Source organism: Sandaracinobacteroides hominis (assembly GCF_016464365.1).
In the GTDB taxonomy this organism is placed as follows: Bacteria; Pseudomonadota; Alphaproteobacteria; order Sphingomonadales; family Sphingomonadaceae; genus Sandaracinobacteroides; species Sandaracinobacteroides hominis.
Window position 1 is genome coordinate 101,148 of record NZ_JADCUC010000004.1, and the last position, 14,393, is coordinate 115,540.

The 14,393-nt window shown below is 67.0% G+C and carries 16 protein-coding genes and 1 tRNA gene; 10 read left to right on the top strand and 7 right to left on the bottom strand.

Annotated elements, in window-relative coordinates; translation table 11 throughout:
- The first annotated feature begins 112 nt into the window (after positions 1–112).
- Positions 113–1,363, top strand: a complete 1,251-nt coding sequence (locus IM784_RS09960; RefSeq protein ID WP_199555179.1) for an MFS transporter — start codon at positions 113–115, stop codon at positions 1,361–1,363.
- Here the strand turns inward: IM784_RS09960 and IM784_RS09965 are convergent.
- From IM784_RS09965 to recJ, 3 genes are all read right to left on the bottom strand, one after another.
- On the bottom strand, positions 1,347–1,754 hold the full coding sequence (locus tag IM784_RS09965) for a hypothetical protein (protein WP_199555180.1): 408 nt from the start codon (positions 1,752–1,754) through the stop codon (positions 1,347–1,349). The two genes, IM784_RS09960 and IM784_RS09965, sit on opposite strands and share 17 nt — an antisense overlap.
- Before the next feature lie 136 nt (positions 1,755–1,890).
- Positions 1,891–1,966 (bottom strand) — tRNA-Glu (locus tag IM784_RS09970).
- A 69-nt stretch (positions 1,967–2,035) separates the two neighbouring features.
- Positions 2,036–3,817: a single-stranded-DNA-specific exonuclease RecJ gene (gene recJ, locus IM784_RS09975; RefSeq protein ID WP_199555181.1), complete on the bottom strand. Its 1,782-nt coding sequence runs from the start codon at positions 3,815–3,817 to the stop codon at positions 2,036–2,038.
- 153 nt (positions 3,818–3,970) lie between these two features.
- Here recJ and IM784_RS09980 point away from each other — a divergent pair, with 153 nt between their 5' ends.
- Together IM784_RS09980 and IM784_RS09985 are read left to right on the top strand one after the other, a co-directional pair.
- Positions 3,971–4,300, top strand: coding sequence for an ArsR/SmtB family transcription factor (locus tag IM784_RS09980; RefSeq protein WP_199555182.1), 330 nt, complete (start codon positions 3,971–3,973; stop codon positions 4,298–4,300).
- A complete protein-coding gene (locus IM784_RS09985; protein WP_199555183.1) occupies positions 4,293–4,835 on the top strand; it encodes an SRPBCC family protein in 543 nt (180 codons plus the stop codon). The genes IM784_RS09980 and IM784_RS09985 overlap by 8 nt, the downstream gene beginning before the upstream one ends.
- Positions 4,836–4,899: 64 nt before the next feature.
- On the opposite strand, the gene glpX is transcribed toward IM784_RS09985, so the two are convergent.
- The 4 genes from glpX to IM784_RS10005 form a co-directional block, all read right to left on the bottom strand.
- Complete coding sequence (gene glpX / locus IM784_RS09990; RefSeq protein ID WP_328799504.1) at positions 4,900–5,892, bottom strand: class II fructose-bisphosphatase; 993 nt, start codon at positions 5,890–5,892, stop codon at positions 4,900–4,902.
- Between the two features lie 16 nt (positions 5,893–5,908).
- On the bottom strand, positions 5,909–7,210 hold the full coding sequence (locus IM784_RS09995; protein WP_199555185.1) for a homoserine dehydrogenase: 1,302 nt from the start codon (positions 7,208–7,210) through the stop codon (positions 5,909–5,911).
- Between the two features lie 90 nt (positions 7,211–7,300).
- Positions 7,301–8,509: an LL-diaminopimelate aminotransferase gene (locus IM784_RS10000; RefSeq protein ID WP_199555186.1), complete on the bottom strand. Its 1,209-nt coding sequence runs from the start codon at positions 8,507–8,509 to the stop codon at positions 7,301–7,303.
- A 144-nt stretch (positions 8,510–8,653) separates the two neighbouring features.
- Positions 8,654–8,866, bottom strand: coding sequence for a hypothetical protein (locus IM784_RS10005; RefSeq protein ID WP_199555187.1), 213 nt, complete (start codon positions 8,864–8,866; stop codon positions 8,654–8,656).
- A 166-nt stretch (positions 8,867–9,032) separates the two neighbouring features.
- Here IM784_RS10005 and IM784_RS10010 point away from each other — a divergent pair, with 166 nt between their 5' ends.
- The 7 genes from IM784_RS10010 (at position 9,033) to IM784_RS10040 (ending at position 14,374) form a co-directional block, all read left to right on the top strand.
- Complete coding sequence (locus IM784_RS10010) at positions 9,033–10,817, top strand: PHA/PHB synthase family protein (RefSeq protein WP_199555188.1); 1,785 nt, start codon at positions 9,033–9,035, stop codon at positions 10,815–10,817.
- A gap of 55 nt (positions 10,818–10,872) precedes the next feature.
- Positions 10,873–11,031 (top strand): hypothetical protein, encoded by a 159-nt coding sequence (locus tag IM784_RS10015; protein WP_199555189.1) that lies wholly within the window; start codon positions 10,873–10,875, stop codon positions 11,029–11,031.
- Positions 11,028–11,819 (top strand): glutamate racemase, encoded by a 792-nt coding sequence (murI, locus tag IM784_RS10020; RefSeq protein ID WP_199555190.1) that lies wholly within the window; start codon positions 11,028–11,030, stop codon positions 11,817–11,819. Before IM784_RS10015 ends, murI begins: the two co-directional genes overlap by 4 nt.
- A 12-nt stretch (positions 11,820–11,831) precedes the next feature.
- Entirely contained in the window at positions 11,832–12,287 is a 456-nt protein-coding gene (locus IM784_RS10025) for a PaaI family thioesterase (RefSeq protein ID WP_199555191.1), read from the top strand.
- 118 nt (positions 12,288–12,405) lie between these two features.
- Positions 12,406–12,606 (top strand): cupin domain-containing protein, encoded by a 201-nt coding sequence (locus IM784_RS10030; RefSeq protein ID WP_199555192.1) that lies wholly within the window; start codon positions 12,406–12,408, stop codon positions 12,604–12,606.
- Entirely contained in the window at positions 12,603–13,628 is a 1,026-nt protein-coding gene (locus IM784_RS10035; protein ID WP_199555193.1) for an enoyl-CoA hydratase/isomerase family protein, read from the top strand. The genes IM784_RS10030 and IM784_RS10035 overlap by 4 nt, the downstream gene beginning before the upstream one ends.
- Before the next feature lie 107 nt (positions 13,629–13,735).
- Positions 13,736–14,374, top strand: coding sequence for a TetR family transcriptional regulator (locus tag IM784_RS10040; RefSeq protein WP_199555194.1), 639 nt, complete (start codon positions 13,736–13,738; stop codon positions 14,372–14,374).
- Positions 14,375–14,393 lie beyond the last annotated feature (19 nt).

The window sequence follows — 14,393 nt, forward strand, 5'->3', positions numbered from 1 at the left end:
TTGGCGTTCGCGTGCACGATCGGTTCTATCCGGCCTTCGGATAGGGTTGTCGCGCCCGGCCATGCGCTGCATCGGTCGCGCATTGTGCCGGCGTTTGTGGAGGCAAAGACCAATGGAGCTGGCGGCGAACGAGCAGAGCGTGCATGCGGCCTTCATGGGCGAGCTGCAGGCGGGCGGCTGGCGGATGCTGGTGGCTGGCCTCGTCGGCGTGGCGCTGGGGCTGACGGCGCTGCCCTTCTACACGCTGGGGGTGTTTGCCGGGCCGGTCGCGCAAGAGTTCGGCTGGGCGCGTGCCGATGTGCTGTCGGGCCTGCTCTTCTCCATGCTGGGCACCGTCTGTGCGGCCGGCCTCACCGGCTGGGCGATCGATCGTTACGGCGCCCGGCGGGTCGCGATCCTCTGCCAGTTCGGGCTGGCGGCGGGCTTCGGGCTGCTGGCGAACCAGCCGGGCAACCCCACCGTCTGGCGGGCGAGCTGGTTCCTGATGGCGGTGATGGGCATCGGCACCACGCCGCTCACCTGGTCCACCGGCATCGCCGACTGGTTCACGCGCGGGCGCGGCATGGCGCTGGGCATCGCGCTTTCCGGCAGTGGCATCACCGCCATGCTGGCTCCGCCCCTGCTGCAGGCAGTGATCGACGCGCATGGCTGGCGAGTCGCCTATCTGGTGATGGCGGGCGCGGTGCTGCTGGTGGCGCTGCCGATCACGCTGCTGCTGTTCCGCCCGCGCGGAGGCGCCGCCGGCGAAGTCGTCGATCCGGCGACGCTGCCGGGGCTGGAGTTCCACGAGGCGCTGCGCGGCTACCGCTTCTGGCTGATCGTGGCGGCGTTCGCGGCGATCTCCTTCGGCATCGGCGGGGCGATCCCCAATCTGGTGCCGATGCTGCAGGAGGCGGGCGTCGCCAACGCCGCCTTCTATGCCAGTATCGTCGGCGCCATGGTGATCGCGGGGCGGCTGCTGGCAGGCTTCCTGCTGGACCGGTTCTGGGCGCCCGCAGTGGCGGTGCTGCTGCTGGGCGTGCCGGCGCTTGCCTGCATTCTGCTCGCCTTGCAGATCGGGCCGGGGCTATCGGCCGCGCTGGTCGGGCTGGTGGGCGGGGCAGAGTTCGACCTCATCGCCTTTCTCTGCGCCCGCTATTTCGGCAAGCGCGCGTTCGGGCGCATCTATGCCTGGCAATGGGCCAGCTTCGCTCTGGCAGCTGGCTTCGGCTCCTACGCCTTTGCCGCAACGCGCGACGTCACCGGCAGCTATACGACGGCGCTCTATATCGCGGCGGCGCTGATGGCGGGTGGCGGGCTGTCGCTGCTGGGGCTCGGGCGCTACCCGGATTTCGGGGACGGCGCGGCTACCCGCCGATGGTGAGCGTGTAGTTGGTGCCTTCGTTGCGGCGGGCGGCGTTGCGCATCAGATAAACCCGCACACGCGTGTCGCCGCTGGCGGGCAGCTTGCCGGTGAAGCTGTTTCCGTCTGACGATCCGATGAAGATGGCGGTGTCGCCCGTGGGCGGCAGGACGTTGAAATAGCCGGAGGGATTGCTCGTCTTGAAGCTGACCGACAACGTCTGCCCCGCCTTGGCACCGACCAGATAGTCGATGGTCTGCTCCCCCTTCAATGTGCCGGTGATGGTGGCCGAACTCTTGCCGGGGGCAAACTGCACCCGCTTCGACTGGACGGGCGATTGCGCCGCGACCGGCACCGACAGTGCAAGGGCGAACGAGAGCATGGCAGCCGAAAACAGGCGATCCGACATCACGGCTAACCTCCCCGGAAAACCGTTTCGGGATAGCAGGATGCAAGGGAGCGGAAAACCCGCGAGCCGGTCGGCTTGTGCCTGCCCCTGTTCGCCCGCGCCGCGCAAGCCAGTCATCTCTACGCGGAGGCTGGCTGCATGGTGACCCCTACGGGACTCGAACCCGTGTTTTCGCCGTGAAAGGGCGACGTCCTAGACCGCTAGACGAAGGGGCCGTCCTGTGCGGGGAGGCGCGGCATTAGCGGGCGGCAGGCGGCGCGTCAAGCCGCGTTTGGGGCGGTACGTCAAGCCACAAGCGCCGCATCTTCAAGCTGCAGTTGGGCACGTTTTCTGCCCTGCCATTCGTCGGCAGTGATTCTGCCGGCCAGATACAAGGGATTCTGGCCAGCCGACAGCAGCGTCTGGCCCAGTTCGGTTTCCAGCGCGCGGAAGGCGATGCCCTCCACACGACCGCCGTCCGGGCCGGTGGCGACGAAGCGGAGGTGGGTCTTGGGCTCGCTGCGACCTACCGGATCGCAGCGGACGAGGCGCACCGGGCCGACGGCGACGCGCGGCGACGGCCAGCTCTGGCCATAGGGGCCGCAGGATTCGAGCGCTTCGGCGAGATCGGGCGTAACGGCGCCGGGCGAGACGGCGAGGTCGATGGACAGGCTCTGCTCCTGTTCGGCGGCAGCGACATCGGCCTCCAGCCGCTCGGAGAGCCATTTGGCGAACGCCTCGACGCCGCCCGGCGGCACGGTAACCCCGCAGGCCATTGCATGGCCGCCGCCTTCGCTGACGAGGCCGTACGCCTTCGCCGCCAGCACGGCGGCACCCAGATCGACGCCAGCTATCGATCGGCCGGAGCCCTTGGCGGTGCCATCCTCTGCCAGCGCGAGAACCAGCGCCGGGCGGTGCAGCCGTTCCTTCACGCGGGCGGCGACGATGCCGACGACCCCCGGATGCCAGCCTTCACCGGCGACGACGGCGACCGGCGCATTATGCTGCCCTTCGGCGGCGGCCAGCGCCTGCGCGGTCACCTCGGCTTCGATGGCGCGGCGTTCCTGGTTATAGCCATCCAGCGCCGCGGCGAGTTCGGCGGCTTCGGCGGCATCTTCGGTGGCAAGCAGCCGCACGCCAAGATCCGCCTGCCCCACCCGGCCGCCGGCATTGATTCGCGGGCCGAACTGGAAGCCCAGATCGTCGCCGCGCGGCGCCCGATCCAGCCGGGCGATATCGGCCAGCGCCGTCAGCCCGGCCGACTGGCGCTGCGCCATGCGGCGCAGCCCCAGCGCCACAAACGCCCGATTCAGCCCGGTCAGCGGCACCACGTCGGCAACCGTGCCCAGCGCCACGATATCCAGCCACTGCGGCAGATTGGGTTCGGCGCGGTCGACAAAGAAGCCGCGCCGGCGCAGCTCGCGGTTCAGCGCCACGCCCGTGAGGAACGCCAGCCCCGCCGTGCACAGCGTGCCGTGGATGGCGGCTTCGGGTGTTTCGTCCAGCCGGTTCGGGTTGACGATCGCCAGCGCCGGCGGAAGCTCGGTCGAGGCCTTGTGGTGATCGACCACCAACAGGTCCAGGCCGGCGGCGCGCGCCGCCTCCAGCGGGCCATAGGCCTGGGTGCCGCAATCGAGCAGCACCACCAGCCGGGCGCCATCCGCCTGCAGCTGCAGCAGCGCTTCGGCGGAGGGGCCATAACCCTCCAGAATACGATCCGGAATATAGTGGCCGACGTTCGCCCCCAGCGCCGTCAGATGCCGCTGCAGAAAGGCCGCCGATGTCGCGCCATCGACATCATAGTCGGCGAACAGCACGATGCGCTCCCTCGCCTCCACCGCATCGGCCAGGCGGCCCGCCAGCACATCCATGCCGTTGAAGATCGACGGGTCGGGCAGCCAGTCGCGCAGCGTCGGCTTCAGCGTGCGGGCAATGTCCGCGGGCAGGCAGCCCCGGCTGGTGAGCAGCTGGGCGGCCAGATCGTCCGCCCCCATCCGGGCAGCGGCGCCCAGCGGTAGCGGCGCGGAGCGCCAGCGCCAGGCCTTGCCGGTGGCAGAGCGGGTTACGTTCAAGACGGGGTCGGACATGTGCGAATGGAGGTCGGCGGTTCGCCTGACTCTGTCAAGCGCGGGCACGTAAGCCGACCCGCCCAACCGTGCACCATGCCGTGGAATGCGCCTTCCAAAAACAACGCTCAACCTCTCGGTTGACCAAATACCGATGCCGTGTTATTCAACCTTATGGTTGAACAACGACTCGATGCGACCTTCCTCGCGCTTTCCGACCCGACGCGGCGCGGCATGCTGGCCAATCTGATGCTGGGCGAGAAATCGGTGGGGGAACTGGCCGCACCCTTCGCCATGAGCTTCGCCGGCGCCTCCAAGCATGTGGGCGTGCTGGCGAAGGCCGGCCTGATCGAACGGCGCAAGGTGGGGCGACAGCAGCTCTGCCGGCTGCGGGCGGAGCGGCTGAAAGAGGCCGACGACTGGCTGCGCCAGTGGGAGCGGTTCTGGAACACGCGTCTCGATGGCTTGGAAGCGGCTTTGAAAGAGGAGCAGGACAATGGCTGAGTCAGGGACAGCGGATATGGTCACCGAACGCGCGTTGCGTTTCGAACGGCTGCTGGACGCCCCCGTGGAACGGGTCTGGCAATTCCTAGTCGATCCGGAGCTGCGCGCCCGCTGGTTCATGGGCGGGCCGACCGACGCGCGCGTGGGCGGCGCGATGACGATGACCATGCAGCATGACAATCTGTCCGACGGCAATGTCGAGGTGCCGGAGCGCTATCGCCCGTATCTGGGCAACCGTTGGGAAGAGCATATCACCCGCTGCGAGCCGCCGAAGCTGCTGGCGATCACCTGGGAGAATGGCAAGGCAGGCGAGGTGCTGTTCGAGCTTAGCGAAGCCGGCCCCGGCAAGACACGGCTGATCCTGACACACAGCGGCCTGCGCGGCCGGGCCGATGCGCTGAATTTCGGCGGCGGCTGGCATTCGCACCTGGCAGCACTGGAACGGCGTGTACGCAACGAGCCGGTCCAGGATTTCTGGGCGCTGCACGCAGCCGCCGAGGCAGAGGTCGCCAAAGCGCTGGAAGAAGCGGGGTGAGGATGCCGTTCCACGAGCTGAAATCGAAGCTGTGCATCCCGCACCCCTCTGCTGCGGGTCGGCCTCAGGCCGGATCGCCCCGGCGGTCTCCCTTCACGCGGCGGATGGTGCCGCTGCTGGCGCGCATGACGACGGATTCGGTGGTGATGCGGCCCGTCTTGTAGCGGCGGACACCTTCCAGCAGGCTGCCGTCGGTCACGCCCGTCGCGGCAAAGATCACGTCGCCCTTGGCGAGATCCTCCAGCTGATAGATGCGGTCGAGATCGGTGATGCCGGCGCTGCGGGCGCGCGCTTTTTCGTCTTCGTTGCGGAAGATCAGCCTGCCCTGGAACTGACCGCCGACACAGCGCAGGGCCGCCGCCGCCAGCACGCCCTCGGGCGCGCCGCCCGAGCCCATGTAGATGTCGATGGTGGTATCCGGGTTGGAGACGGAGATGACGCCGGCAACGTCGCCGTCGGGGATCAGGTGGATGCCGCAGCCGATGGCGCGCAGCTCCTTGATCAGCGCTTCGTGGCGCGGACGATCCAGCACGCAGGCGATGATTTCCTCAGGCTTCACGCCCTTGGCCGAAGCCAGCGCACGGACATTCTCCGTCGCCGTCTTCTTCAGGCTCACCAGTCCTTCGGGATAGCCCGGCCCGATCGCCAGCTTTTCCATATAGGTGTCGGGCGCATGCAGCAGCCCGCCTTCCTCCGCGATGGCAAGAACCGCAAGCGCGTTCGGCCCGGCCTTGGCGGTGATCGTCGTGCCTTCCAGCGGATCGAGCGCGATGTCGATCTTCGGGCCGGTGCCGATGGCACTGCCGACCTTCTCGCCGATGTAGAGCATCGGCGCTTCGTCCCGCTCGCCCTCGCCGATCACCACGGTGCCGTCGAACGCCAGCTTGTTCAGCGCGTCGCGCATCGCCTCCACGGCGGCGGCGTCAGCCGCCTTCTCGTCGCCGCGACCGATCAGGTGGCTGGCAGCGATGGCCGCATATTCGGTGACGCGCACCATTTCGAGAACGAGAACACGGTCGAGAACCTGGCTGGGTGTCAAAAGCGAGCGATCGGTCACGGATTGTCCTTTGGGTTCAGCCATCCTGGGAAAGGATGGGCATCAAGAGAGGTGTTCCGGTTGTGACGGGAAGATGTGACATTGCCGAGAGGGCTGCGACAACGGCGCTCTCCCCGGCGCGGTGCGTCAGCATGACGATAAGGGCCGTGCCATCGGCGGCGCTGGCCGGCTGGATCAGGCTTTCGATGGAAACGCCCGAATCCCGCAGCGCCGCGGTGATGTCGGCTAGCACACCGGGGCGGTCGAGCACATTGAGGCGCAGGTAGAAATGCCCGCTGCGGCTGTCGGCGCTGGCCGGCGGCAGTTCGGCAAGCGCGGCAGTGGGCATGGCAAAGGCCGGTCCGGCCTCGCCCCGCGCAACGTCGATCAGGTCGGCAACGACGGCACTCGCCGTCGGGCCTTCGCCGGCGCCACGCCCTGAGAACAGCAGGCGGCCGACGAAATTCCCCTCCGCCACGACGGCGTTCAGCGGCCCTTCGATGGCGGCAAGCGGGTGGCTCAGCGGCACCAGCGCCGGCAGCACGCGCTGCATCAGGCTCTCGCCCTCCAGCACGGCCATGCCCACCAGCCGGATCTTGTAGCCAAGCGCGGCGGCCTGGCGGATGTCAGCCAGGCGGATGTCGCGGATACCGCGCGCTTCCACGGCGCCGAAGTTGGGGCGCGTGCCAAAGGCAAGGCTGGCAAGGATCGCCAGCTTGTGCGCGGCGTCGATGCCGTCGATGTCGAAGGTGGGATCGGCCTCCGCATAGCCAAGGCGCTGGGCGTCGGCCAGCACGTCGGCGAACTCCAGCCCCTCCTTCTCCATCCGCGTCAGGATATAGTTGCAGGTGCCGTTCAGGATGCCGAGCACGCTGGAAAGCTGGTTGGCGGCGGCGCCCTCCCGCAGGCCCTTGATGACGGGAATGCCGCCGGCAACCGCCGCTTCGAACTTCAGCGGCGTGGAGGCCGCCTCCGCCAGCTCCGCCAGCAGCAGGCCATGGTGCGCCAGCATCGCCTTGTTGGCGGTAACCAGCGGCTTGTGCGCGGCGAGCGCCGCACGGGCGAGCGTCAGCGCCGGGCCGTCCGAGCCGCCGATCAGCTCGACAACCACGTCCACATCGGCACGGCTCGCCAGCGCACTGGTATCGTCCACCCACTGAAAGCCGGATAGATCCACCCCCCGGTCGCGCGAACGATCCCGCGCGGAAACGACGGAAACGACGATCGGCCGCCCGGCACGGCGGGCAATGAGCGCAGCATTGGCGTCCAGAAGCTTGATAACCCCGGCGCCAACAGTGCCGAGGCCGGCGAGGCCGACTTTGAGGGGTGTGCTGCTCATGCGTCAGCGCCTAGCCGGAAAAGCAAGGCGAGGGAAAGAGCCGCGGTTGGTGAATATGCGCCACAGACCCATCCTCACCCGGCGCGCCGGCTAGAAGCTCGCCTGCGTCGGCGTGTTCACCCCCATCGACTGCAGATACTTGCGCACATTGCGCGCCGCCTGCCGCAGCCGCTGCTCATTCTCCACCATGGCGATGCGGACGAAACCCTCGCCCTCCTCGCCATAGCCGACCCCCGGCGCCACCGCGACACCGGCATGGGTCAGCAGCTGCTTGGAAAACTCCAGGCTGCCCAGATGCTGCAAGGCCGGCGGCAGCGGCGCCCAGGCAAACATGGAGGCGCGCGGCGGCGGGATGTCCCAGCCGGCCCGGCCGAAGCTCTCCACCAGCACGTCGCGGCGCTTGTGATACAGCTGGCGGTTCGCCTCCACGATATCCTGCGGCCCGTTCAGCGCCGCGCAGGCCGCCGCCTGAATCGGCGTGAAGGCGCCATAATCGAGATAGGATTTCACCCGCGTCATGGCGGCGATCAGCTTCTTGTTGCCGACTGCAAAGCCGATGCGCCAGCCGGCCATCGAATAGGTCTTCGACAGCGAGGTGAACTCGATGGCCACGTCCTTCGCGCCCTTCACCTGCAGGATCGAAACCGTCGGCTTGCCGTCGAAATAGAGCTCGGAATAGGCAAGGTCCGAGAGGATCCACACCTTGTTCTCGCGCGCCCATTCCACCAGCCGCTCATAAAAGGGCAGCTCCACCGTTTCGGCGGTGGGGTTCGACGGATAGTTCACGACCAGGATCGAAGGCCGCGGCACGGTAAACTTCATCGCCCGGTCGAGGCTCTCGAAATAGCGCTCGTCGGGCGTCGTCGGCACCGCGCGGATGGTGGCGCCGGCTATGATGAAGCCAAAGGTATGGATCGGGTAGCTGGGGTTCGGCGCCAGCACCACGTCGCCGGGCGCGGTGATCGCGGTGGCAAGGCTGGCAAGGCCCTCCTTCGAACCCATCGTCACCACCACTTCGGTATCGGCATCGACGCCCACGCCAAATCGGCGCTGATAGTAATTGGCCTGCGCCTTGCGCAGCCCCGGAATGCCTTTCGAGGCCGAATAGCCATGCGCGTCGGGCTTGGCGGCCACTTCGCACAGCTTGGCGATGACATGCGGGGGCGGCGGCAGGTCGGGATTGCCCATGCCCAGGTCGATGATGTCCTCGCCGCGTGCCCGTGCCTCTGCCCGCATCGCGTTCACTTCGGCGATCACATAGGGCGGCAGGCGGTGCATGCGGTAGAAATCGTCGTGCATCTCATCATTCCAGTTCGGCTTTGCTGTTGCGGCTTTGGCGTCAAAATACAGAAAAGGCGAGCCCGGTCTGTCCCGGGCCCGCCTCAACCTGTCTGGCGCGCAACCCGGGGCATCTCGGCCCCAGGTTGAATCCCAAGGCCGGACTTAGCTTGCTGCCTTGGTAGCGGTGGACTTGCCCTCGCGCTTCAGGTCGGAACGCTGCACGCAGCGATCCTTCACCTTGGCAGAGCAGAAGGGCAGGCCGGTCTCGGCGCTGACCGGGCCGGCAGGCGCGGCGGGCGCCGCCTGTGCGTTTGCGGAAACTGCGAATACCAGCGCGAGGCCGGCGAATGCCCCCATAGCAATCTTGTTCGACATGAACTTGCTCCCGTTCGGATTTCCGAGTCTCAAAGGATCGGCGATGAAAGACTAACCGACCCGCGCTGCTTCGCCAAGACATTGTAAAAAGGGCCGTTGTGAAACGGCCGTGCAATGCTTGTCGGGAAAAGGCCGGTGGTGCAATGATCGGCACCGGAGAGTGAACATGGCAGACGACAGACCCGCAGCACCGGACGCAGTGGAACGCTTCGAGCATATGGTCGAAGTGGCCGGCCGGGCGCAGCAGATGATGCTGGAATTCTGGACCCGCGAAGGCACCGGTCCGGTGGCGGGCACGCCCGCATTCGACGGCCTCTCGCGGATGACCGACCTCTGGGCCGATTGGGCGCGGGCCTTCGCCTCCGCCGATCCGGCCAGGCTCGCCAGGCTGTCCGGCGACTATTGGACCGACGCACTGATGCTGTGGTCGGGGATGATGGCGCCCGGGCAGAAACCCGCCGAGCCGGTGAAGGACAAGCGATTCCAGGGGGATGCATGGAGCGAGGCGCCGGTCTTCGACCTCGTCCGCCGCAGCTATCTGCTGGCCAGCCGCTATGTGATGGAGGCAGTGGGCAGCTTTCAGGGGCTCCCCCCGGAGGAACAGCGCAAGCTCGATTTCCAGGCGAAGCAGTTCGTCGACGCGATGAGCCCGGCGAACTTCGCGGCGCTCAATCCGGAGGTTCTGGCAGAGGCGCAGGCGACCGGCGGCGAAAGCCTGCTGGCCGGGCTTTCCAACATGCTGGCCGACCTGAAGCGCGGCAAGCTGACGATGACCGACGAAAAGGCCTTCACCGTCGGCGGCAATGTCGCCGCGACCGAGGGCAAGGTGGTGTGGGAAGGGCGGCTGTTCCAGCTTCTCCAATATGCGCCCACCACGCCGCAGGTGTTCGAGACCCCGCTGCTGATCTTCCCGCCGTGGATCAACAAATTCTACATCCTCGACCTCACGCCGCAGAAAAGTTTCATCCGCTGGGCGGTGGAGCAGGGGCTGACCGTGTTCGTCGTCAGCTGGGCACAGGGATCGGAGGCGCTGAAGGACGCCGGCCTCGACACCTATGCGCTGGAAGGCCAGTTGCAGGCGATCGATCTGGTGCTGCAGGCAACTGGGGCGAAATCGACGCATGTGATCGGCTATTGCGTGGCCGGCACCATACTGTCGGCGACACTCGCCTACATGCAGGCAACGGGTCAGGCGGAAAAGGTGAAGACCGCAACCTTCTTCACCGCGCAGGTCGATTTCGAGGATGCGGGCGAGCTCCTGAACTTCATCGACGGGCCGACGCCGGAAACCATAGGCCAGCTGTCCGAGGGCAAGGGCTATCTCGACGGCCGCTATCTGGCGACCACCTTCAACATGCTCCGCCCCACCGACCTGATGTGGAACTATGTCGTCAACAACTATCTGAAGGGGAAGGATTATGTCCCCTTCGACCTGCTCTACTGGAACAGCGATCCGACCAATGTGCCGGGGCGCTTCATGCAGGAATATGTGGGCGGCATGTACAGCAGGAACCTGCTGGTGCAGCCGGGCGGCATCCATATCGGGGGCGTGCCGATCGACCTCTCCACCGTGCAGACGCCGGCCTATGTGCAGGCCGGGCGCGACGATCATATCGCCCCCGCCATCAGCTGCTTCAAGCTGACAAAGGCCTTTTCCGGGCCGCAGCGCTTCATGCTGGCGGGATCGGGGCATATCGCCGGCGTGGTAAACCCGCCGTCGGCAAAGAAATATCAGTATTGGGTGCTGCCCGAGGGTGAGAAGACGCCTGCGACGCTGGAGGAATTCCGCGAGAAGGCAACCGAGACTCCGGGCAGCTGGTGGCCGGACTGGATCCAGTGGCTCGCCCCGCAGTCGGGCGAAAAGGTGAAGGCGCGCGTGCCCGGCAAGGCGAAGGGCTTTGCCGCCATCGAGGCGGCGCCGGGCCGCTATGTGCAGGAGCGGATTGCCTGAGTGGCAGGCCGGCGGCCCCTGTCGCGCCATACTGAAGCTTGAAGGGCAGCGCCGGATGCTGTTGTGCGAAATCGAGCCGGCGGTCTTTTCGCCGTGCGTCTGGGGGAAGAGCGTGAGCCTGTTCGTGGCGCTGGAGGGGATCGAGGCCGAACGGCCGGCAGAGCGGGTGCGCCACAGCTGGCGGCAGGTTGCGCCCGGGCGGTTGCAGGGATGAGCGGACCGATCCTGTTCCTCGATTCCGGCGTCGGCGGGCTGTCGGTGCTGCGCGCGGTGGCGGAGCGGCTGCCGGATGCGCCGCTCGTCTATTGCGCCGATTCCGCCGGGTTTCCCTATGGCACCAAGGGCGAGGCGGAGGTCTCCGCCCGCGTCGCCGGGCTGCTGGGGCGACTGACCGAGCGGCTGCAGCCGTCGCTGGTGGTGATCGCCTGCAACACCGCCTCTACCATCGCGCTGGGCTATGTCCGCCCGGTCCTGCCGGTTGCGGTGGTGGGAACTGTCCCGGCCATCAAGCCCGCGGCAGAAACCAGCGTCTCGCGGGTGATCGGCGTGCTGGGCACAGAGGCGACCGTGCGCCAGCCCTATGTAGCGGAGCTGTCGGCGCGCTTTGCCGGCGATTGCCGGGTGCTGAAGCACGGCTCGGCGGCGCTGGTCGAGGCGGCGGAGGCAAAGCTGCGCGGCGAAGTCGTCGACTCCTCCGTCTATCGCGGGGCGCTGGAAGGCCTCCTTGCCCAGCCCGGCGGCGACAGGATGGACGTGGTGGTGCTCGCCTGCACCCATTTCCCGCTGGTCGCCGAAGAACTGGCGGCCGTCGCCCCCCGCCCGCTGCGCTTCGTCGATGGCGCGGCCGGAATCGCCCGCCGCTGCGCGCATCTGCTGGAAGGAAGAAACTGGCCGGGCGCCAGGGCCGAGGGCATCGCCATCTTCACTGGTGGAATTGCGGGTGGCGCGGCGCTGCGGCCGGCGCTTCAGGGGTTCGGATTGCAACGCGTAGAGGATTTTTGAGAGGATTTCTGAATGGCGGACGATGCCGAACTGCTGGAGCGGATGCGGGCCAAGCGGGCGCCGACGCAGGCGTTGCTGGGCCTCGAGCTGGAGCATCTCGACAGCGAGGCCGGGAAGACCCGCTTCCGCATGCTGGTGACCGAACAGTTCTGCAACCCGATGGGCAGCCTGCAGGGCGGCATCGTGACGACGGCGCTGGACGATGCCTCCGCCACCGCCGTCATCGTCAAGGCCGGCCGCCGCGTCGGCGTCCCCACCATCGAGTTCAAGGTCAGCTTCTTCGGCCCCGCCCGCGTCGGCCAGACGGTCTGGTTCGAAGGCCGCGTGCTGAAACTCGGCCGCACCGTCAGCTTTGCCGAGGCCGACATGGTCGACGAAAAGGGCAAGCTGCTGGCCCGCCTCACCACCAGCTGCATGGTCGTCGATGTGGACGGGCCGGGCCTGTTCGTGGAAAAGGCGCCAGCTTAAACCCCCGGGAGGCAGCGATGGTGCAGTTCAGCCGTGTCGAGGATGTGCCGGAAATGACCGGCAGCCGCATGCCGACGCCTGCGATTCCACCGGCACGCGGGAGCTTTCGCCCGGGGATATGGTTGGTGCAGTGGCGGGCGACCCCATCGGCCACCGTTTCGAAAACAACAGCCACGCCGATTGCGTCGTGCTGGCGATCGGCAACCGCTCCGAACAGGATGTCTGCACCTATCCGGAGATCGACATGAAGACGACGACCGGGCGCTATGATCTGGCCAAGGCGATCTACCGGCGCCTCGACGGGAGTACCTACCAATGAACGACGAGATACTGTTTTCCAAGGCGGGCCGCATCGGTCTCGTCACCCTGAACCGGCCGCAGGCGCTGAACGCCCTCAATCGCGGCATGTGCGTGGCGCTGCACCGGCAGCTGATGGACTGGGCCATCGACGACGAGGTCGAGGCCGTGGTGGTGGAGGGCGCCGGCGACCGGGCCTTCTGCGCCGGCGGCGACGTTGTCGGCCTGCACGCCTCGGGGACGGCCGGCACGGCGGAGTGGGAAGGTTTCTTCCACGACGAATACCGGATGAACCAGGCCATCGCCCATTATCCCAAGCCCTACATCGCGCTGGTGGACGGCATCTCCATGGGCGGCGGCGTCGGCATCTCCGTGCACGCGCCCTATCGCGTCGCCACCGAGCGGACGATGTTCGCCATGCCGGAAACCGGCATCGGCCTCATCCCCGATGTCGGCGGCACCCATGCGCTCCCGCGCTTTCCCGGCGAGCTCGGCACCTGGGCCGGCCTCACGGGCGCCCGGGTGAAGGGCGGCGATTGCGTCGCCATCGGCTATTGCACCCACTTCGTTCCCGCCGCCGAGATTGCCGTGCTGAAGGAACGCCTCGCGCACAGCCACGAAAGCATCGCCGAAGTGCTGGCGACCTTCGACAGCGATCCCGGGCCGCTCACCATCCCGACCCTGCGCGAAGGCATCGATTTCCACTTCGGCCACGACAGCGTCGAGGCGATCCTCGAATCGCTCGACGGCGGCGACGACTGGGCGCTGGCGCAGGCCGCCGCCATCCGCGCCGGCTCCCCCACCAGCTGCAAGCTTACCCTGCATGCGCTCCGGGAAGGCGAAGGCGCGCCGATCGAGGCCTGCCTGAAGCTTGAATATCGCATGGTTGGTGGCATCAAGAGCGGGCACGATTTCTTCGAAGGCGTACGTGCCCAGTTGATCGACAAGGACAAGTCGCCAAAATGGAAGCCGGCGTCGTTGCAAGACGTGGATATCGGCCCCTATCTCAGGGAGCCGGCCTGGGGAGACCTCGATTTCGATTGAGGCAGGTCATTCCATGATTTTGCCACTCGCGCTGCCGTTTATCAGGCGTTAGGATTGTCCGAAATCCGGTAAACGCCCGGGGGGAGGGACTTGTGGGACTATCTGCGATGGCCGAAACGGCTGGCGCCGCCGCCGATCGCCGGTGTGCGGGGCTCGGCCGCGCGCACCTGATGCAGGCGGCCGGCGAGCTGATGACCGAGCGTGGCGGAATCGACGTTTCCATTCACGACATCGCCCGGCGCAGCGGCACCAGCTTGGCGCTGATCAAATATCATTTCGGCCACAAGGACGGCCTGCTGCTGGCGCTTCTGGAAAAGATCATCGGCGATTCGGTCGGCCGCCTGGAGGGGCTGGTACGGCGCGACATGCCCCCCCGCGACAAGCTCAGGCTGCACATTCTCGGCGTGCTCAACGTCTATTGCACCTATCCCTATCTCAGCCGGCTGATGCACCATCTGCTGTCCACCAGCGACGAAGCGCGGCGGCGGATCTCCGTCAACATCGTGAAGCCGATGGTGGCAGCCCAGACCGCCATCCTGCAGGAGGGCGAGCGAACGGGCGCGTTCCGCCACATCAACCCGATGAGCTTCTACTTCCAGGTGATCGGCGCCTGCGACCATCTCTACTACGGCCTCTATGCGATGAAATACGCCTTCGAACTCGAAGACGGCGGGCTGGCGCTGAAGCAGATCTATGGCGAGGAACTGGTGGAAAGCATCCTGAACGGCATCGGAACAAAGCCCTGACGATCCGTTGGCATACCCT